This is a genomic window from Kluyvera sp. STS39-E, from assembly GCF_040932435.1.
In the GTDB taxonomy this organism is placed as follows: domain Bacteria; phylum Pseudomonadota; class Gammaproteobacteria; order Enterobacterales; family Enterobacteriaceae; genus Kluyvera.
This window is the reverse complement of the sequence record NZ_JBFQGA010000009.1, coordinates 105,168-127,520: the sequence shown is the minus strand read 5'-3', so window position 1 is coordinate 127,520 and position 22,353 is coordinate 105,168. Positions and strand designations below refer to the sequence as shown.

The window sequence follows — 22,353 nt, the reverse complement described above, 5'->3', positions numbered from 1 at the left end:
AATGGAAGATTTAACCCTCCGTTATTTCGATGCGGAAATGCGCTACCTGCGCGAAGCCGCGAAAGAGTTTTCTCAGACCCACCCCGACCGCGCTGCGATGCTGGATCTGGATAAGGCCGGGACACCGGATCCCTATGTTGAACGCCTGTTCGAAGGTTTTGCCTTCTCGATGGGGCGCTTGCGTGAAAAGATCGACGACGATCTGCCAGAGCTGACCGAAGGGTTAGTCAGTATGCTGTGGCCACATTACCTGCGCACTATTCCGTCGCTCTCGGTGGTGGCGCTTACGCCAGCATTGCAGACTATGAAAATGGCGGAAGTGGTGCCCGCAGGCCTTGAGATATATTCCCGTCCGGTAGGGCCGAAGCACACCGTCTGCCGTTACCGCACTACACGGGATGTGATGCTCAATCCCCTGTCTGTTTCGGGTATCACCATGACCACTGAATCTGATGGTCGTTCACTACTACGGATGCGCTTTTCCTGCAGTCGCCAAGCCGACTGGTCCAGCGCTGACCTGAGTCGCGTGAGTCTGTATCTCGGTGCGGATGCCCCCGTCAGCAGCCAACTGCATCTGATGCTGACCAAACGGCAGGCGGCACTGTACATGCGTCTGCCGGGGCAAACTGACCGTATCCGGCTTGACGGCTATTTCTCACCGGGCGGATTTGCCGAAGAGGACGTGCTGTGGCCGAAAGGCGATACCGCGTTCAGCGGCTATCAGTTGCTGCTGGAGTACTTCACCTTTCGCGACAAATTTATGTTTGTCCACCTCAATGGGCTGGGCGGGATCACGCCGCCTCCGGGGACGGAATATTTCGATATTGAAGTGGTGTTTACTACGCTGTGGCCGTCTGACCTGCCGGTCACCGATGAAGCCGTTCGTCTGCATTGCGTGCCGGTGATTAATCTGTTCACCCTTGAAGCTGACCCACTGACGATTACCGGTCTTGAAAGCGAGTACCTGCTGCGCCCTAAACGTTTGCAGGACGGGCATACAGAAATTTACTCCGTGGATTCGGTCACCGGCTCGAACCGGGCCAGTGATGCTGAGTACGTGCCGTTCAGCAGCTTCCGCCACAAAGGTGGGATGATGCGTCGCCATGCGCCGCCACGTTACTACCACACGCGTGTGAAGCGCAGCGTCACCGGGCTGTATGACACTTGGCTAATCCTCGGGGGCCATCAGTGGGAAGATGACCGGCTTGTCGAGCGCGAAGCCGTGTCGTTGCAAATCACCGGGACCAACGGTCAACTGCCGCGTCGGGCCCTGCAAAGCACGTTGCTCGATCGCTGCGAACAGGTGGTGGACACCCAGCTTTCAGTGCGCAATCTCTGCAAGCCAACGCTGCCCGTCTATCCGCCGGCGGAAGACCGTTTCCACTGGCGAGTATTGAGCCACTTGGGCTCTGGGTTTCTGAATATGATGAGCACCGCCGAAGTGCTGCGCGGGACGCTTGCGCTCTATAACTGGCAGGACGATGAGCTGAACACCCGGCGTTTAGAGGCCATTCAGCATGTAGCACATCATCGCCTGCAGCGCTTTGAGCAGGGTTTCCTGCTGCGCGGTCTGGATATTGAGATCACCCTCGACAGCAATGGGTTTACGGGCGAGGGCGATATCCACCTGTTCGGCGAAATGCTTAACCGCTTCTTTGCGCTCTATGCCGACATGAACCAGTTTAACCAGCTTACCCTTATCGTTCAGCCAGAAGGAAAACGTATCCGGTGGAAAGAGAATCACAGTCCGCGCCTGCCCGGCTGATAGCGCAGCTGGGCGACCGGCTGCCGTACATGAATTTTTACCGCTTCTGCCAGTTACTGGAGCAGAGTCAGCCGGATAAAACGGTCACCGGCAGCACATGGCAGGTGCGACATGAACCGGTACGCTTCCGACCGCATCCGGGAATGGGCTTCCCGGCTTCCGAAATCAAAGGCGTGGAATTACCCGAGCATCCGCACCTTCCGCCGACGGTGCGCATCACCTTCATGGGGCTCTACGGCGTGGAGTCTCCGCTGCCGACGCACTATATCGATGACATCACCCAGCGACGGGAAGGGTATGAGGCGACGGCGGACTTTCTCGATATCTTCAATCACCGGCTGATAGCCCAGTATTACCGCATCTGGCGCAAATATTCGTATCCGGCGACCTTTGAGGAAGGCGGACGGGACAAAACTTCGCAGTATCTGCTGGGGCTGACGGGGCTCGGGATTGACGGCTGCACGGACGGCATCGCGGCCCCGGCCTCTCGCTTTCTGGCGCTGCTGCCAGTCATGTTGCTGCCGGGGAGAACAGCAGAGGGTATGGCTTCGCTGGTACGTCTGTTGGCGCCTAACACGCAGGCAAAAATTTGGCACCACGACAAACGCCGCGTGCCGTTGAAGAGGCCGCTAACCATGAGCGTCAGCCAGCCCGTCACCCTGACAAATCGCCCGGTGATGGGTCACTATGCCACCGATGTGAACAGCCAGGTACTGATGCGTCTCACCACCACCGATCCAACTGAAGTGCAGGGCTGGTTGCCGAATGGGGAGCTTCACACGGATTTAATGGCGCTGCTGCATGTGTATCTTGGGTCACGGCTCGATGTCCGTTTGCAGCTGTGTGTCGACCGCAGCCTGCTGCCGGATGCGACCATGAACGCTAAGCCTAAAACCGGCGCAGTGCAGCTGGGCCGCACCGCCGTGATGCGGCCATTAAATGTGGCAAATACCGCCACCCATCCCAAAACCATAACCATCAATCTTGGCCGCTATGAGCGGGTACAGGAAAATATTCACCGCAGGGAGACCGATGAAGATGGCGATTACCGCTGGTAAATTTCCGCAGATTGCGCTGGCCACAGGTATCACGCTGATACTGGCGGGCTGCGGCTTGACCCAAAAAGTGACAGACGGCACCGTTGCCGTGACCAAATCGATTTTTTATAAGCAGGTGAAAACGCTTCACCTCGATATTCGCGCCCGCGAGGCGGTAAACCACAATGCCAGTGGCGTGGCATTGTCCACCGTTGTGCGCATTTATCAGCTTAAAGACCGCAAAACCTTCGATAGCACCGACTACCCGTCGTTGTTTAAGGAGGATAGCCAGGCCATCAAGGCCGATCTGGTGGCTGAAAAGGATATCAGGCTGCAGCCGGGCGGGGCGGTGATGGTGGATATGCCGATGGAGGAAAGCGCACAGTATGTGGCGGTGGCCGGGATGTTTATCTCACCGGACCAGCAAAACAACACTTGGCGTGTGGTACTCAGTCGTGACGAACTCAGCCCGAATAAGGCACGCGTCATCGAGGCGGGGAACAACCAGTTAACCCTACAGGCGCTGAAAGATGAGTGAGTCATCTAGTCCTTCGCTGTATGAAATGCTCTACGGCAACTTTACCGGCGGTCTCGACCTGCATCAGGTCAGCGAGCAGAACCAGGTCATTGTATCGGTTCTGGATAATATGCAGCGTATCCTTAACTGCCGTGCGGGCACGCTGGCACATCTACCGGACTACGGTCTGCCGGATATGACCAAAATTCTCCAAGGGATGCCGGGAACGGCCCATGAGCTGATGGGCACCCTGTCGGTTGTTCTGCTCAAGTATGAGCCGCGTCTGAAAAAAATCACTGTTGTCTTGCTGGAACAGAGCGTTCCGGGCGAACTGCGCTATGCCATTGACGCTGAACTCAAGGGCGTTGGCCTTGTGCGTTACGGCACGGAGTTTATGCCGGAAGGACGGGTGCTCCTGCGACATCTTAAACAACAACAGTATCTCGACACGAGCACCCGTCTGTAAGGCCAGAGAGCCCGACGGATTTAGCTGTCCGAACAATAGCTGACGGGGAACGGAGCTAAAAATAACAAAATATATCAAGGAGATGAAAATGATAAAAATAATCTTCCTGCTGGTACACCAAATGGAAGGCTGGTCATGAATAACATCACCACACGTAAAATTAAAACCGGCGGTGACCCGCGCATGCTAGCGGATTATGCCGCTTTGTGTGATGAACTGAGTAAGCTGACGCATCCGGCTCGCCCGGATGTGAACTGGCATTATGTCGAAAAACTCTGCCTCTCACTGTTTGAGCACAATGGCGTGGAGCTGCAGACGGCGGCTTGGTACACGCTGGCGCGGACGCAACATGCCGGGCTGTTCGGCCTCAATGAGGGGCTGGCGATACTCGAAGCGCTGATAAGCCATCAATGGGGGGCGCTGTGGCCGCAACCCGTTCATGCTCGCATGGAAATCCTCAGCAGCCTGAGTCAGCGTCTACAGCAACGGATGCGTTCGCTCCCGCTGAGTTACAGCGATCTCAGCCAGCTGTATCGGGCGGAGCAACTGCTTACCCGTTTGGGGGAGATGCTTGAGCGTCTGGAGCTTAAGCATCTAAGCCAGCTAGATACCTTGCGGACGTTGATGCACAACAGTGCTATTCGGCTGGAAAACAGAGATAGCGCAGCCAGCCAAAGACCAACGGTTGAGTCAGATATCGTGCTGCCTACCGCCGTTGTGAATGATGCAATGGCGAGTCGTCTTACTGAAGATGTGCCAGACGGTGCAGTGAAGTGGGTGTACGTTACGCAGCCAGAGCATCAGGTGAATGTTGAAGTCTTGGCGGCAATGCCTACTCCGGTAAAAAAGTGGAAGTCCTTCGCCGCCGGAATGTGTGCCATGCTGGTGATAAGCATCGTAGCAGTATGGGGCTGGCTGCATCTCCACCGGCCTGACCCGCTACAGGCTCAGTTTTTAGCTTCACTGGCACCGCTTCCCGCGCCTCTCATACCTGAACAGCTAGAGAGATTGCGCCAGCAGACTTCGTTGCCCGAGGACCTGATTGCCCAAACGCAGCAGCAGATTGCCCGACTGGATAAATTGCCCCCTGACTGGGCTCTTACTTACAGCCAAAAACTGACAGAACAGATTCAAGCGCTATGGCCGGGGCAGGCCAAGCCCTTGGTACAGCAATGGCAGCAACAACGCAATGCTGGCGCCTTGCCGGAAGAACAACTCAATGGCTGGCATCAGGGAATGACCCACCTGCAAAAACTGAGCGATCGGCTGAACGGGCTTGATGAGCAGAAAGGCAAATATATGACCGTTAGCGAACTGAAGTCGGTGGTATTTGCTGTCCGGCAATCTTTTAATCAGTCCATACCGGCTGAAGAGCAACTGCGAGTATTGTCAGAAAATCCTGCTGGAGCGCCTTTGCCCGCAGCAGCTAAGGCCCAACTGGAAATGCATTTGAAACAATTGGCTGCACGCTATGCTGAAATAAAACAGAGTGCCTCAGAGTAAACTGGCACCAAAAAATATCAGTGACACTGGCTGATATGAATGCAGTTATTGGATTGAGCTAGTTTGAATGAAACGTGAAATAAGCTGGCCAAATAACAAAGGGGCTACCGAAAGGTAACCCCTTTTTGCTTTTGAACTCTGGCATAAAGCTTTTTAAGCCCAACCATCAATCCTAACTTGGCCACACAACGCCCGGTTAACGGCGAATAAATTCCAGAATATCTTTGTTAATAACATCAGCATGGGTGGAATGCATACCGTGCGGGAACCCTGGATAGACTTTTAACGTACTGTTGCTGACCAGTTCGCCCTGAAGCAGCGCCGCATTTTTGTAAGGTACAACCTGATCGTCATCGCCCTGCAGAATCAGTGTAGGGACGGTGATGGCTTTCAGGTCCTCGGTCTGGTCAGTCTCTGAGAACGCCTTAATTCCTTCATAATGCGCTTTGGCGCTACCAATCATGCCCTGACGCCACCAGTTTTGAATCGTGCCCTGCGAGATTTCCGCGCCGGGACGGTTGTAGCCATAAAACGGGCCCGATGCGACATCAAGATAGAACTGCGCGCGATTGGCAGCTAACGCCTGACGGAAACCATCAAACACCTCAAGCGGTGTACCGCCGGGGTTGGATGGCGTTTTAACCATCAGCGGCGGCACCGCGCTTAGCAATACCGCTTTCGCGACGCGCTTCTGCGGCTGGCCAAATTTCGCGACGTAGCGTGCAACCTGTCCACCGCCGGTGGAGTGTCCAATGTGGACCACATTTTTCAAATCGAGATGCTCTACGACGGCGGATACATCGGCCGCGTAGTGATCCATATCATGACCGTCGCTCACCTGGCTTGAACGCCCGTGGCCACGACGATCGGACGCAATTACGCGAAAACCTTGCGACAAGAAGAACAGCATCTGTGTATCCCAATCATCAGCGCTAAGCGGCCAACCGTGATGGAAATAAATAGGCTGTGCCTCTTTAGGGCCCCAATCTTTATAGAAGATGCTGACGTTATCTTTGGTGGTGACAAATGACATGGTCTAACCTCCGGCGTTGGATAAAAGATGTGAGTATTCAGGTGCTTCAAGGCGGGTAAAGAGGAGCATGTAGTGCAAGTAATCCTATTAAAATCTGATTTTTTTTAAATTACGCCTACTAGTCTAGATGATAAAAACAGATTTGGTTCCCTGAGTTTAGGACCATGCACCTCGCACTCGCGGGGGACGTCACGATCGATATTTAATTGCCAGCTATTGATGTTTTTTAAAAATAGACTACAAGGGCAATGGGATTTACAGGTTAGTTTATTATGGATAATGAATTTCTTTTTAATTTAAGCGGTGCTTAAGGATATATTTTATATTCTGAAAGTTACTGGTGTATTTAACTTAAGTTATTGTTTTTTAGCGATTGATAGGATTAGTCTGAATTTAAATAAGTTATTTGTTGATGTAAATCAATGCATTGATTGAGCCCCACTAATTTTGGTTGTGCTTATATGAGCCATATCTCAATGTTGCCTCAACACAAAGTTAATTCATGTCATACAATCGTATGAGAAGTCCTTAAAAGAGGTTTTATTTTCTAATACTTGTGCGGTCTTGGGAGGTTTCAGGAGATTAAATTACATGATGGTCATCACAAAATTTGCCGTAAAAGATTAATCCCTACGTGCGGGTACCTTTGTCGCAAAATGGGTAATACGTTGTGAAATCCTTATCTGGCGATTTATTCAATGGATGAACGATTATAGATGGCATCTATAAAAAGAGCATTCAGGCGGCAAGTATTTTTTTGTCGTCGATTTTAGGGAATAGCGCATAAAAAAGAATAGTTAGCCAAGTAAATTATTTTCTTAATAAATCTAAAATAAATTTCTTCACATTGATTTTTCTGGCTTTTACATCGTTTGCTAATGGTGTGGATAACCCATATCGCTACGGTTTATCAGCCTGTTTTACATCGGGATATATTTGTTTGGTTGTTAACAATAACTCATTCATTACTGCTCTGTGACGAGGTCCTAATCATATGGCTAATATCTCCATTATTGCCCGGAGTGGCGGCACGACTTCTACCGTTTCTGGTGAATCCGCAAGCGTTGTCTCTCCTAGCATCGTAAAACTCAAAATCAATCCGCAGGACATCGCTGAGCTGGATCGCAGTGGAAACGATCTGGTGATTACCCTAAAGGATGGCGAGAAGATAACCGTTGAGAACTTCTATGCCGTGGATGCGCAGGGCAACGGTAATGAACTGGTATTGGAGGACCCGAATGGTGCGCTGTGGTGGGTCAAAGATCCGCAAACCGGCTTGCACTTTGCGCCGCTGACTGACATTGACGATCTGATGCTGGCTCAAGCCGGCAATCATAGCGCGCTGGGCTGGGGGCTTGGGATCTTAGGCGCCGTTGGGATAGGCGTGGCAGCAGCTGCTGGAGGCGGCGGTGGGGGACATAATAATAACGATGACCCGCCCACGACCGGAGGCAAACCGGACCCAGAACCGACCCTGCTAGATAACGTTGCAAACCTAGTTATTACTGACAACGTTGCGCAAACCACGGGCAGTATCGCCCGCGGCGGTTCCACCAATGACAGCACGCCTACGCTAAGCGGCACGGCGATCCCCAATTCCATTGTCACCATTTACGATGGCACCACCAAACTTGGCAGCGTTCAGGCCGACGCCAAAGGGGCTTGGAGCTTTACGCCAGCCAATCTGTCGGACGGTGTACACAGCTTCTCAACCACGGTCACCGTGGGTAATCTCACCAGTTCAAACAGCGGCGGCTTTGTGGTGACCATTGATACCCACGCGCCGGATGCGGTGACCCTGCTTATCGCCACCGATAACCAGAAACCGGGGCTGGGAACCCTTGTTAATGGTCAGTCAACCAACGATAACACGCCGGTATTAAGCGGCAAGGCAGAGCCGGGAAGCACGGTCAATATATACGACGGCAATACCCTTGTGGGAAGCGCGGTTGCCGATGCTCAGGGAAACTGGGGGCTGGAGCTGTCCACGCCGCTCAAAGATGGGGTGCACAGCCTGACGGCAAATGCCACCGATCTGGCGGGCAACGTGGGGCCAACCACCACGGTGCTGAACTTTACGGTCGACACCGACGCGCCGAAGGCGATGACCACTTTTGACATTAGCGATAATGTCGGTGGCTATCAAGGGCCGTTGCACAGCACTGACGTCACCGACGATAGCACTCCAACCTTTAGCGGTGCTGCGAATAGCGTCGAAGGTGGCGCGACGGTCAGCATCTATGATGGCACTACGCTATTAGGCAGCGTGAAGGCGGCAGCAGACGGCAGCTGGAGCTTTACGCCGGGCGCTCCGTTGGACCCGGGCAGTCATACCTTTACCACCGAAGTCACCGATGCGGCGGGCAACGTCAGTGATAAATCACCGGATTTTGAGCTTATTATTTTGCCTCCGACGGGTCTGGTTACCGGGTTGACGGTGAGCGATGATGTTTCGCCGGTTACCGGGCCGCTAGCGAACGGCGCGATAACTAACGATAACACCCCGACCTTCACCGGGAAGGCATCTCCAATATCTGTGGTGACAGTCTTCGATAATGGTGTGCAGATCTCCGGCTCTATCTTAGTGGATCCACTGTCCGGCTGGTCATTTACGCCGCCATCGGGATTAGCCGATGGCACACATGTCTTTACTTTCGCCGTCAACGGCAGCATGGATCCGCAGTCGTTTGTCTTGGTTATCGATACCAAAGTGCCAGATCCGGTCGGCGACATTACCGTTGTTGACGATCTCAACCCGGATATCGGCCAGCTGCACAGCGGCGACTCGACTAACGACGGCACGCCAATTATTAGCGGTATGGCGGAAGCCGGTACGACGGTGACAATTTATAATAACGGCATCGCTATCGGCACTGCGCTGGTGGGTAGCGATGGCCACTGGGGCTTTACGCCGGGAACGGCGTTAACCGAAGGATCTCACACTATCACCACCACGGTGACCGATTTAGCAGGCAACATCAGTGCACCGTCTGCCGATTTTGTGCTGGTCGTTGATACCGAGGCTCCGCAGCCGGTCGCGCTGTTTATTGCCACGGATAACTCCAACCCGGTAGTTGGCACCATTGTGTCCGGCGATGTCACCAACGACAGCACGCCCGTTCTCAGCGGACAGGCGGAGCCGGGCAGTGAAATTATTATTTACGACAACGGTGTTGAGTTAGCGCGTGCAGTCGCCGATGCGAAAGGCAATTGGGGGCTGGAACTCTCCACTCCGCTCAGCGATGGTTCTCACAGCCTGACGGTCGTGGCGGTGGATGCCGCAGGCAACGTGAGCCAGCCGACGCCAGAACTGGTCTTTAGCGTGGATACAGCAACCCCGCTTGGCGCGATAAACATCGTCGTGACCGATGATGTCGGGCCGGTTCAGGGCAAACTGACCAGCGGCAGCACCACCGACGACACTACGCCAACCTTCTCCGGGCGCGCCGAACCGAACGGCACCGTCAGCGTGTATGACGGCACGACGCTCTTGGGACAAGCCACGGCAGATTCAACCGGACGCTGGAGCTTTACCCCAAGTGCACCGCTGCCTAGCGGCCTGCATCATTTCACAACCACCGTCACCGATGCGGCGGGCAACGCCAGCCCGGCTTCACCGACGTTTGATTTGACGATTTCCCCGATTGCCGGGCCGATAAGCGGGCTGGTGGTGAATGACAACGTCAACCCGATAATTGGTGCGCTGACGAACGGCGCGGCGACTAACGACGATACGCCAACCTTTAGCGGAAAAGCGACCGCCAACAGTACCCTGCGGGTCTACGATAACGGTGTGCTGGTCGCGACGATACCTGTAGATGCCAGTGGTAACTGGACGTACACCCCGTCTCCGGCACTGGGCAACGGTTCGCACAGCGTGACCTTCACGGTCGACAGCGGCAGCGGTCCTTCCGTGCCGTCCGAACCGTTTGTGGTCACGGTTGATACCGCAGCACCGAATGCGGTCACAGGCCTGACCGTGGTCGATGATAAATCACCGGGGATTGGGCAACTGGTCAACGGTGGCATCACCAATGACAACACACCGATTATCAGCGGTCGCGCCGAGCCCGGCACGACGGTAACCATTTACGATGGCGGCGTGGTAATCGGTACGGCGAAAGTTGACGATGACGGGCAGTGGGGCTTTACTCCCGGCACGCCGCTGACGGACGGCACTCACCACATCACCACCACCGTGACTGACGCGGCTGGCAACGTCAGCGCCGCATCGCCAGACTTTGTGCTGGGGGTAGACGTTACCGCGCCCAATCCGCCGACGCAGTTTATCGTCACCGATAACGTACAGGCTAACGTGGGGACGGTAGATTCAGGCGCGGCAACCAACGACAGCACGCCAATTTTGAGCGGCAAAGGTGAAGCTGGCGCTGAGATTATTATTTATGACGGCGAGACAGAAATTGGGCGGACCACAGTTGATGCCCTGGGTAACTGGGGCCTTGAACTGGCAACGCCGCTAACCGACGGCGCGCATAGCCTGACGGCGGTGGCCGTTGATGCGGCGGGGAACGCCAGCCAGCCAACCGCCGCGATAGATATCACCGTAGATACCCTCGCGCCGAATCGGGTGACCGACCTTGTCGTGACGGAAGACAATGGCGTATTGAATAACGGCCAGCTAACCACCGACGCAACGCTAATCTTTAGCGGCACTGCGGAAAAAGGCACCACGGTAAGCGTGTACGACAACGGTGTGCTGCTGGGCACGGCCCCAGTGGGCAACAACGGTACGTGGACGTTTACGCCCGATGCCCCGTTGACGACAGGTGCGCATACGTTTACCACTCAGGTAACGGACTCAGCGGGCAACACGAGCTTAGCCTCCGATCCATTTATTACGTCAGTGTCGCCGCCTCTCGATTCGGTCACCGGCGTGATGGCGATAGATAATGTCCTTCCCGTGAGCGGGCTAGTGACGAGCGGGGGCACCTCCAACGATAACCATCTGACTTTCACAGGCAACGCCCCGATTGGCTCCACGGTTACGGTTTATGATAACGGTGTGCCGGTGATGACCGTTCAGGTTTCGGTGCTCGGTACTTGGATATGGTCATCTGTGCCGGCATTAACGGAAGGGCTGCACAACTTTACCTTTACGTCCACTGTCGGAACGTCGATTTCAGCACCGTCAGCGCCGTTCGTGGTGACGATTGATACCCATGCCCCCGATCCGGTGGCGAATCTCACCGTTGTCGATGATGCCGATCCGAGCATTGGCCAAGTGGCTAACGGCGGGTCAACCAACGACGGCACGCCGATAATCAGCGGTACCGCTGAGCCGGGCACCACGGTAACGCTTTACGATGACAATATTTATATCGGTCAGGTTACCGTAGGAGCTGATGGGCATTGGGGCTTTATCCCTTCAACGCCACTGGTGGAAGGTAACCATTACATCACCACTCAGGTAACCGATGCTGCCGGCAACACCAGCGGGCTCTCGCCGGTGTTTGTGCTGGAAGTGGATACGGGCGCGCCTTCGGAGGCAACCAATATCCAGGTGTACGACGATCGCGCACCGAGCGTCGGCTATATTGTGAGCGGCGATGCCACCAACGACAATACGCCAACCCTGAGTGGCAGGTCTGAAGCCAACGCTGTCATCACCATTTACGACGGCAACAACGTGATAGGCACTACCCAGGCAAATGGACTGGGAATTTGGAGCTTCACGCCGACTGCGGTGTTGAGCGACGGGCCGCATAGCTTGACCACCACGGTCACCGATGGAGCGGGCAATACCAGCTCGAAATCACCGCCGTTTACTCTGACTGTGGATACCACCCCGCCTGCGGTTATCACTGCCATGACCATCACTGCCGACACTGGCGTTCTGGCGCCGGGCGGCAGTACCAAAGACACCACGCTAACCGTGAGCGGCAACAGCGAGCCGAATAGCATTGTTAATATCTACGATAGCGACGGTAAAACACTGCTGGGCACCGTGACGGCGGGGCCGAGCGGCAGTTGGTCGGTAGCGATTGCATCGCTGGGTGAAGGCTCGCATTCGATAACCGCCACCGCGACTGACGCCTTAGGCAATACCAGCGTCGCGTCGCCGCCAGCCGTGGTCGTTATCGACCTTTCTGCCCCGGCGCAGATGGGCGCGATTACCGTCACCGACAACAAACAGCCGAGCACCGGCGTTATCCATGCCGATGATCGCATCAACGATAATTTGCCAACCCTCAGCGGGCGTGCGGAAGCCTATAGCACCGTTAATATCTATGACGGCCTCACGCTGGTGGCGACCACGCAGACCGATGCCAACGGCAACTGGAGCGTTACGCCGACGGCGCCATTGGGTGATAAGAGCTACACGCTTACCGCCACCGCCACGGATGCGGCGGGCAACACCAGCGTGGCTTCTCCTGGCTTTAGCTTCACCGTCGACACCCAAGCGCCGAACGCGATGTCTGGGCTGACGGTTGCCGCCGATGGCACGCCTTTATTGGGTGGGGCCAGCACTAACGACACCACGCCAAGCATCAGCGGCGTGTCTGAAGTTGGGGCCACTATCATCGTTTACGATACCGATGGTAAAACCGTATTAGGGACAACCGTCGCTGGAGTCGGCGGTGCGTGGACGGTGAACCTGCCGGTTCTCAGCGAAGGCTCGCATACGCTCACCGCCACGTCCACCGACGCCGCTGGCAACGCTAGCGTCGCCTCGTCGCCGGTAGTGGTGGTTATCGATACGACGCCACCAGCGCAAATTAGCGGCATTACCGTCTCTGACACCAAACTCCCGACCACTGGTCCCGTGGTTGGCGGCACGGATATTAACGATAACCTGCCGACCTTAAGCGGCCGCGCCGAAGCGAATAGCATTATCAAGGTGTACAACGGCTCAACGCTGATTGGCACCGGCCAGGCGAATGCAGATGGCGACTGGAGTTTCGCACCGACCGTCGCTCTGCCTGACGGCAACTACAGCCTGACGGCAACGGCGACCGACTCGGTAGGCAACGTCAGCAAACCGTCTCCGTCCTTCTCCTTTACCGTTGATACTCAAGCGCCAGATCCGATTACTGCGCTGATTGTCACCGATAACGTAGCGCCGGTGATTGGCAACGTAGCGAATGGCGGCAGCACCAACGACACCACGCCAACCTTCAGCGGCAAAGTCGAAGCCGGGGCGACCGTGACGCTGTATAACGGTGCCGCTGTGATGGCGACCGTCAAAGCGGACAGCAATGGTAACTGGAGCTATACATCTGCGGCGCTGGACCAAGGGACTTACCATTTCACGGCTAAAGTGACCGACTCAGCGGGGAACGCCAGTACCGCTTCCACCGATTTTGTCCTGACTATCGATACTGCTGCTCCGCTGACTGCACCGACGTTCACCGTCTCCGATGACGTCTCGCCGATTATTTCACCGGTATTGACCGGAGGCAGCACCAACGATCCGACGCCAACCCTCAATGGCTTCGCGGAACTGGGCAGCACGGTGACAATCTACAATGGCACAACGATACTGGGCACCGCCCAGGCATCCGCCATAGACGGCAGTTGGACCTTCACGCCGGGCAGTAATCTGCTTGATGGAGAGTACAACCTCAAGGCGACGGCGACGGATGCCGCGGGCAACGTTGGTCCGGCATCACCGATATTCGACCTGATTATTGACACCGTCGCTCCTGCCAATGTGACCAATCTGGCGGTCAGCGACAATGTTTCACCGGTGACCGGTTTGCTGACCAGCGGCAGCAGCACTAACGACACGACGCCAACCTTCACCGGGCGTGCAGAAGCCGGAAGTACGGTCACGTTCTACAACAACGGCAACGTGCTGTTGGGGGCGGTGACCGCAGACAGCAATGGGCAATGGACCTTTACGCCAACGCTGTCGATAGATGACGTTTACAAGATAACCACGACCGTCACCGACAAAGCGGGTAACGTCAGCATTGGCACGTCGCCAATCTTTGAGCTGACTATCGACACCGTCAAACCAAATCCCGTTGGCAGTTTCGTGGTTACAGATGACGTTCTGCCCGTTTCGGGAAGCGTCGGTAACGGTAAAGCGACCAACGACACTACGCCAACCCTCAGCGGGACTGCTGAGCCAAACAGCAGCGTCATTTTGTTCGATAACGGCGTATGGGTGGCGACGGTCAAGACGGATGGCGGCGGGGCGTGGCAGTATCTGCCGACGGGCAACTTGTCTCAGGGGCAGCATAGCTTTACGACCATCGTCGAGGATGCGGCGGGCAACCAGAGCGTAACTTCACCGCCGTTTGTGATTACCGTCGACAGCGTTGCGCCAAACGCCGTTACCGGCCTGCTGGTGAATGATACGGTTTCGCCGGTTAGCGGCTTGCTGACCAGCGGTAACAGCACCAACGATATGCGCCCAACCTTTAGCGGCAGCGCCGAAGCCGGTACCACGGTTGCGCTTTATGAAGGCACAACCAAACTGGGCGAGGTGCAGGTGGATGTCAACGGGCACTGGAGCCTCAGCCCGACCGATCCCCTTGACCCTGGCTTGCACAACATTAGCGTGGTGGTGACGGACGCGGCGGGTAACGTCTCGACCAGCAATCCAACGTTCACGCTGACGGTGGATACCGTCGCCCCGGATCCGGTCAGCACGATTACGGCGTCGGATAATGCCGCCCCGCAGGTTGGCACTATCACCAACGGTTTTACCAACGATACCACGCCGACGTTTAGCGGCACCGCTGAGAAGGGCAGCACGGTGACTGTCTATGATGGCGTCAAGGTGCTGGGCACCGTGACGGCGTCTGCAACCGACGGTTCATGGAGCTTTACGCCAACCACGCCGCTGGGCGAGGGGGCGCATACGATCACCGCGACGGCAACCGATGCGGCGGGTAATGAAGGCCTCGCCTCTCCGACTCTTAACCTGACGGTAGATACGATAGCGCCAGCGGTAGCCAATTTTGTGGTCAACGATAACGAGCCCGGTGGTAAGACAGGGAATCTCGTCTCGGGCGATGTGAGCAATGATAGGACGCCAACGCTGAACGGCACGGCAGACAACGGCGGCACGGTGACCATTTATAACGGCACTGACCTCCTGGGCACCGTGCCCGTCTCTGATACCGGCGTATGGACCTTTACGCCAGGTTCGCTGTCTGACGGCACCTATAACTTTATTACCGTGGTGACCGACAAAGCCGGCAACGTCAGCGGCCCATCAGCGTCGTTTACGGTGATAGTGGACGGCACCGCGCCGGTCAAACCGGGGAGTATTACGGCTACTGATGACGTTGCGAATTATCAAGGGACCGTGCCGGCAGGTGGGCTGACCAACGATCCAACACCGACGCTGAGCGGCGTGGTGGAGGCTAATGCGCTGGTGACTATCTATCAAGACGGTGTCTTTATCGGTACGACTAATGCGGATGCGGCCGGGCGGTGGAGCTACACGACGGCGCCGCTTACTGACGAAACCTATGGTTTTTATGTGACGGCTACTGATAAGGCCGGGAACGTCAGCGATCGCTCAGACACTCTAAGCCTGGAGATAGACACTAAAGCACCGACAGGGATATCGATACTGCTGGTTTCGGATCTTTCTGGCGCTATTGTCGACAGCAACCAACCGACCTTCACAAGCCTAGCGTTGACTGGTGAATTGGATGTTACGATCAATATTTATGATAACGGCAAGCTTCTCGGCAGCACCACAGTCGACGGCGCAGGGGTCTGGCAATTTACCCCAAATGTACCGCTAGCTGATGGCCCACATAATTTTACCGTTACGGTTATGGATAAGGCCGGCAACGAAAGTCCGCCAAGTGCTGCTGTCCAGGTTACCGTAGATACCTCTGGGCCAAATGGTGGGATTACAGATCTGGCGGTTTATGATGATGTGCAGCCGCTTGTTGGCAATATTACCAGCGGCGGCGTTACTAACGATCAGCGGCCAGACTTCAGCGGCAAGGCACCGGCCGGAGCCGAGATTACGTTTTATGATAACGGACAGGAGATTGGCAGAACGACGGTAAATGGTGATGGCACTTGGAGTTTCACTCCATCTTCATTACTCGATGGCTCTCACCTCATCACTACCACGGTGACTGACGGGGGCATCACCTCGCCGCCGAAAGCGCTTATCCAATTTACCGTGGATACCTCCGCCCCTAGCAACCTCGGGACGCTGGTGGTCACTGACGATCAGGCCCCGGGGCTTGGCAATCTCACCAGTGGTGACACCACCAACGATAAAACGCCAACTTTCAGCGGCGGTATTGTCGGGACGGAAATCGGTAGCACGGTCATTATCACCGATGGAGGACTTGAAATTGGTCGCGCAACCATCGGGTTGACCGGTCTGTGGAGTATCACGCCAACTATCCCGCTGGGCGAAGGGTTGCACAACTTTGTCATCACCGTAGTCGATCAGGCGGGCAATAGCAGTGGAACCAACTTCACGTTAACTATTGACTCACTGCCGCCAGCGCAGATAACGACGTTTACGCTGGTTGATGATGTTGCGCCGGGTCTGAGCAATATTGCGCAAAACGGCTTCACCAACGACACCAAACCCACGTTGGTGGGTGCAGCGGGCAGCGCCGAAGGCGGCAGTACCATCAGCGTTTACGACGGTATCTTCCTGCTGGGCACCACCGTTGCAAATCCTGACGGCTCGTGGAGTTTCGAAACGCCAACCTTGTTAAACGGCAGTCACAGCTTGACGGTTACCGCAACGGATAGCGTTGGTAACGTCAGCATCGCTTCACCAGCAGCCAACTTCACGGTCGATACCCTTGCACCAACGCCGATTCTGGCACTGACGGTCAGCAACAACGTTGGCTCCCCGGCGCTGGCAAGCGGGGTGGTCAGTAACGACAATACGCCGATTATCAGCGGGCGTGCGGAAGCCGGCAGCTTAGTGACCGTCTATAACGGCGCGGCGGTTGTCGGCACGGTGACCGCCGCAGCCGACGGCACTTGGAGTCTTGCGCCATCATCAATGGGCGACGGCACCTATGTTCTGACCGCCACCGCCACCGATGCTGCGGGTAACGTTAGCACACCATCGCCGAGCTTCAGCCTGACGATTGACACCGCCGCCCCGAATGCGCCGCTGGCCTTCACCGTCACCGACAATATTTTGCCGAACACGGGAAGCATCGCCAACAACGGCGCCACCAACGATACCCGTCCGGTGCTGACGGGGGCTGCGGGCAGCGTTGAAGCGAATGCGCTGGTAACGGTCTATGATGGCGGCACGCTACTCGGCACCGCCCGGGCGCAGGCGGACGGCTCGTGGTCGTTCACGCCGCTGCTGCCGCTGGGCAATAGCAGCCATGCGCTGTCGGTCACCGCGACCGATGCCGCGGGTAACGTCAGCGGTAGCTCGCCGATATTTAACGTCACCGTGGATACCATCGCCCCCGTGCAGCCGGGGGCGATTACCTTCAACGACAATGTCGGCTCCATCGTCGGCAATCTGACGAACGGCGCTGCGACCGACGATACGCAGCCGTTGCTTAGCGGTACCGTGGAGGGCGGGGCGAAGGTCAATATTTATGATAACGGCGTGCTGCTGACTACGGTCACGGCTAACGGTGCCGGGCTGTGGACCTTCCAGGTCACCACACCTTTGGCGACGGGAAGCCACAGCTTTAGCGTCACGGCAACCGATGCCGCCGGTAACGTCAGCCTGCCGTCGGCAAGCTTTAACGTCACCGTCGATACCACGGCCCCTGCGCCAATCTCTTCATACACCGTGACCGATGATGTCTCGCCGGTAACCGGCACCCTGACCAGCGGATCGGCCACCAACGATAATCGGCCGACGATTTCCGGCCTTGGCGCGACGCCAAATTCGACGGTGATCATCATGGATGGGGCGGTGGAGATTGGGCGCGCGGATGTCAATGCGCTGGGGATCTGGTCGTTTACACCGGTCACCCCGCTGGTCGATGGGCCGCACAGCATCACGCTGCGGGTCACCGATGAGGCGGGCAACACCAGTACCGCAACACCAGCCTTTAACCTGACGGTCGACACGTCAACGCCGACGGTGGGACTACTGCCGATTGTCAGCGACAACTTCGGCGCGGTGGTGGGCGATTTGGCGAACGGCGCGCGATCTGATGACAACACGCCGACGCTTCGTGGCACGGTCGAAGGCTCTGCCTGGGTCAATATCTACGACGGCAGCACGCTGCTGGCGACAGTGCAGGCCAACGCCTCCGGCGCGTGGACCTACACTCCGTCGGCGCTCAGCGACGGTGTTCATCGCTTCAGCACCACGGTAAGCGATAGTGCCGGTAACGTCAGCGCCTCCTCGCCGGTCTTCACCCTGACTATCGACACCACGCCACCGGCGGCGGCATCTAATATCACGGTCAGCGACAACGTGAACCCGGTGAGCGGACTGGTCGCCAACGGTGGCTTCACCAACGACAATACGCCAACGCTTAACGGCACGGCGGAAGCGAACAGCACCGTGACGATTTACAACGGTAACACGGTTCTCGGAACGGCCCTCGCGGACGGCAACGGCGCGTGGACATTCACCCCGAGTGCGTTGACCGATGGCACCTATACCCTCTCAACCACGGTCACCGACCAGGTAGGGAACGTCGGGGCGCGTTCGCCGAACTTTGTCATCACGGTGGACACCCAGGCACCGGCAACCCTTGGGGCGTTGACGGTAACCGACGATGTTCAACCGAACATCGGTACGGTGAATAACAACGGCAGCAGCAACGACACCCGTCCAACAATCGGCGGCGTTTCGGAAGTGGGGGCCACCATCACTATTTATGATGGTGCGAAGGTTCTCGGCACCACCACGGCGGGTGTTGGCGGCGTATGGAGCTTTACGCCGACCGTCGCGCTGGCGGACGGTGCTCATACCTTCACGGCGGTCGCCAGCGACGCGGCGGGCAACATCGGCGGCACCTCGCCAACGTTTACCCTCAATATCGATACCGCGGCACCGGCAGTCATTACGGGGCTGACGGTGACCGATGATGTCGCCCCGGATTTGGGCAACCTGACTACCGGCAGCATCACCAACGATACCAGACCGACCTTTGCTGGCGTGGCGGAGGCCAACAGCCAGGTCAATATCTATGATGGCGGCGTGGTGGTTGCCACGGTAACGGCGGGGGCCAACGGGCAATGGACCTGGACGCCGACCACCGCGCTGACCAGCACCACCCATAACTTCACCTTTAGCGCCACCGATGCGGCGGGTAATGAGGGGCCGAAAACACCGGTCTTCACGGTCACCATCGACCCAACCATCGGCACACAGATCTTGAATGCGGTAAATGATGAGGTCGGGCTGTCGCTGACCACGTCCGTTCAGCAGATTAGCGGCGCAACCGGTGCCACGCAGAACCTCAACGTGCTGAACCTCGGCGTTGGCGATCTGCTGACAGTGAACTTGATTCAGACCAATCAGTTGCCGACCTTCCACGTTGACGAAGGGGCGTCGCGCGCGTTGTCGCTGAAGGCCAGTGCAACGGGTGTGACACTGCTGTCGACCTTCGATCTCTACATCTATAAGGCCAACGGTGATGGCACCTATAGCATGTATCAGAAAGTCGATAACCTGCTGAAAATCCTGCTGCTGACCGGCTCGTCGGGAACGGTGAACCTCAACTTGCCGAGCGGCGATTACGCGCTGATGCTCAAAGCTGACGATGGCCTGTCGTTGCTGACCGGCAGCCAGCTGCAGATAATCTCCGATGTCACGACCGGCGTCTTTGTTGATACTGCGGGCGGCACCACCACCGGTAACGTGATTACCGGCGCGGGCGGCGGCGGGATCGATAGCGCACCAAATGGCACCGTGGTGAGCGGCGTCAGTATCGGGGCGTCCAGCAGCATGACGACGGTGAACGCCACCGGCAATACGGTGATCAACGGGACCTACGGTACGCTGACTATTAACGCCCAAGGCGGCTACACCTATGCGCTGAAAGCGGGGGTATCGCCGTCTAGCATTACCGGGCCTGAAGTATTCACCTACCAGCTTAAAGCGCCAAACGGTAGCACCAGCAATGCAACGCTGACTATCGATCTCAGCCTGCCGAACCTGCATGCCAGCAGCGATGTGGTGACCCTTGAGGTCGACCCAACGCCGATGGATGTGAATACTGCCGGGATCAGCACCACCTCGCTGGTACTCGCCAGCGTCACGCTGGGGACGGTACTGGCGGCAAATATCAGTACCGCCGGACAATTGCAGATTGACGTCCCCGAAGGCGGCACGCGTACCTTTACGCTCGGCGGTAGCGTGGTTGGCGTAGCGCTCGGTGCGACCTACGATCTCTATATCTACAAATACAACCCAACCACCGGGCAGTACGAGCAAAGCCAGTTCCTCGATAACTGGATTAAGGCTCCGCTGCTGGCAGGGAGCAATTCGCAATCCTTCACGCTGGGTTCAGGGCACTACGTGTTCTTACTGAAGGCTGATGGTCTGCTGTCGGTGGCGACCTTTGCCACCATCACCACCAGCAACGACGTTACCCACACGCAGCAGGCGGCGGTGGAGTCGGTCACCGGTAACGTGATTACCGGTGCCGGTAATACCAGCGGCGGCGTGGATGTGGCACCCGCCGGGACGGTGGTCAGCAACGTCAACGGTCAGGCGGTTGCCGCCACCGGTAACACGGTTATTAACGGCAACTACGGTACGCTGACCATTAACGCGCAGGGGGTCTACACCTACACGCTGAAAACCGGTCAGCCGGCGACGTCGTTGGGTCAGGAAACCTTTACCTATGTCATCCGCAACGGCTCGTCGGTGAGCACGGCCACCTTGACCATCTCGCTGCCGTCAGTCGGCCAATCGGCGGCACCACAGTCGATGCTGTCAACCATGGCGCTGGTTTCGGATGAGAGCGTGGTTCAGGACTCGACCTCAACGCAGACCACCGCGCAGGCGGCGACGCTGCTGGCGAGCACCAGCGAGACCACGGCGGAAGGCACGACGCTGCAGGTTGCCAGTGCAGACGCGTTGGAAAATTCGGCCCTGGTGCTGACGTTCTCCACGCTGCCAACAGCCAATGGGCAGGCGGTTTATCAAATCCTCGATGCGCAGGGTCACTTGATAGCCACCGGTACGTTGACCGCCGATCTGACAACGCTCACCGCGAATATTGCACTGGGTAACACCGTGCTTCACGACGGTCAGTACAGCATTTTGCTGCAGGATACCGCAGGCAATGCGCTGAGCAGTGAATTCGGTACGGTGCTGACCAGCGTGGCGGTGACGCCAGAAGCGGCGGCAGCAGGCGTCACGGTTGAAGGGCAAATTACGGAAATCGCCCAGGGGACGCTGTGGGCCAGCATCACCTTCGTCAACGGCAGTGGCCAGCAGGTCACCGAGACCGCCGGAAGCGGGGTGTCGCAAACGTTGCAAGGGCTGTACGGCACGCTGGTGCTGCACGCGGACGGCAGCTACAGCTATACCCTGCGTGATGGGGTCAGCATGGCTGACCTGACCCAGCGCGAGCAGTTCGAATACACCCTAAAAGCCGCGGACGGCACGCTGAGCCACGGAAACCTGACGATTGATCTCCATCCGCACGTGGATGGCAGCGATAAGTCAGATATCACCACCAGCAGTGCGTATGACGATACCTATACGCTCGGCAGCGGCGGCGATACGGTGGTCTTCAATCTGCTGGACGACAAGGATGCCAGCGGTGGCAACGGCCATAACAATCACTGGACAGATTTCTCAGTTAGTGACGGCGATCATATAGATATCAGCAAGCTACTGACCGATTGGAGTGGTAAATCTGAAGATCTCGGCCAATATTTATCTATAGAGCACACGGCATCGGGCGACACGGTGGTCTCAATTGACCGCGACGGCGCAGGAACGCAGTACCAGTCGACGCAACTTATCACGCTGGACGGCGTGCAACCTACGCTTGAGGAGCTGCTGCACCAAGACCCATCGGCTCACCACGGATAACGTTCTGCACGGTTGCAGCAGGTCTGATAGGCCTGAAACAGTATCGCGCACCGTTACGCCGCCGCAAGGCTGCGTAACGGCTG

Annotated in this window: 7 protein-coding genes; 6 read left to right on the top strand and 1 reads right to left on the bottom strand. The window is 56.8% G+C overall.

What is annotated here, in order from left to right; all coding sequences use genetic code 11:
- Position 1 precedes the first annotated feature (1 nt).
- The 5 genes from tssF (at position 2) to AB4K05_RS19565 (ending at position 5,288) form a co-directional block, all read left to right on the top strand.
- Positions 2-1,765, top strand: coding sequence for a type VI secretion system baseplate subunit TssF (gene tssF / locus AB4K05_RS19585; protein ID WP_368481540.1), 1,764 nt, complete (start codon positions 2-4; stop codon positions 1,763-1,765).
- Positions 1,729-2,823 carry a type VI secretion system baseplate subunit TssG gene (gene tssG / locus AB4K05_RS19580; protein ID WP_368481539.1) on the top strand — a complete coding sequence of 365 codons (1,095 nt, stop codon included), beginning with the start codon at positions 1,729-1,731 and terminating at the stop codon, positions 2,821-2,823. The genes tssF and tssG overlap by 37 nt, the downstream gene beginning before the upstream one ends.
- Positions 2,804-3,340, top strand: coding sequence for a type VI secretion system lipoprotein TssJ (gene tssJ, locus AB4K05_RS19575; protein WP_368481625.1), 537 nt, complete (start codon positions 2,804-2,806; stop codon positions 3,338-3,340). Before tssG ends, tssJ begins: the two co-directional genes overlap by 20 nt.
- Positions 3,333-3,785 carry a type VI secretion system baseplate subunit TssE gene (gene tssE, locus AB4K05_RS19570; RefSeq protein WP_368481538.1) on the top strand — a complete coding sequence of 151 codons (453 nt, stop codon included), beginning with the start codon at positions 3,333-3,335 and terminating at the stop codon, positions 3,783-3,785. The genes tssJ and tssE overlap by 8 nt, the downstream gene beginning before the upstream one ends.
- A 135-nt stretch (positions 3,786-3,920) precedes the next feature.
- The gene (locus AB4K05_RS19565) at positions 3,921-5,288 is read left to right on the top strand and encodes a VasL domain-containing protein (protein WP_368481537.1); all 1,368 of its coding nucleotides are present in this window, start codon (positions 3,921-3,923) and stop codon (positions 5,286-5,288) included.
- A gap of 196 nt (positions 5,289-5,484) precedes the next feature.
- Here AB4K05_RS19565 and AB4K05_RS19560 read toward each other — a convergent pair whose 3' ends face one another.
- Positions 5,485-6,321, bottom strand: coding sequence for an alpha/beta fold hydrolase (locus AB4K05_RS19560; protein WP_368481536.1), 837 nt, complete (start codon positions 6,319-6,321; stop codon positions 5,485-5,487).
- 994 nt (positions 6,322-7,315) lie between these two features.
- Here AB4K05_RS19560 and AB4K05_RS19555 point away from each other — a divergent pair.
- Positions 7,316-22,270, top strand: a complete 14,955-nt coding sequence (locus AB4K05_RS19555; protein ID WP_368481535.1) for a BapA/Bap/LapF family large adhesin — start codon at positions 7,316-7,318, stop codon at positions 22,268-22,270.
- The last annotated feature ends 83 nt before the right edge of the window (positions 22,271-22,353 follow it).

What these genes read in the sequence shown, in the direction of transcription:
- tssJ (WP_368481625.1), top strand. Translation starts at nt 2,804, where the DNA reads ATGGCGATTACCGCTGGTAAATTTCCGCAGATTGCGCTGGCCACAGGT.
- AB4K05_RS19560 (WP_368481536.1), bottom strand. Translation starts at nt 6,321, where the DNA reads ATGTCATTTGTCACCACCAAAGATAACGTCAGCATCTTCTATAAAGAT.
- AB4K05_RS19565 (WP_368481537.1), top strand. Translation starts at nt 3,921, where the DNA reads ATGAATAACATCACCACACGTAAAATTAAAACCGGCGGTGACCCGCGC.
- tssF (WP_368481540.1), top strand. Translation starts at nt 2, where the DNA reads ATGGAAGATTTAACCCTCCGTTATTTCGATGCGGAAATGCGCTACCTG.
- tssE (WP_368481538.1), top strand. Translation starts at nt 3,333, where the DNA reads ATGAGTGAGTCATCTAGTCCTTCGCTGTATGAAATGCTCTACGGCAAC.
- AB4K05_RS19555 (WP_368481535.1), top strand. Translation starts at nt 7,316, where the DNA reads ATGGCTAATATCTCCATTATTGCCCGGAGTGGCGGCACGACTTCTACC.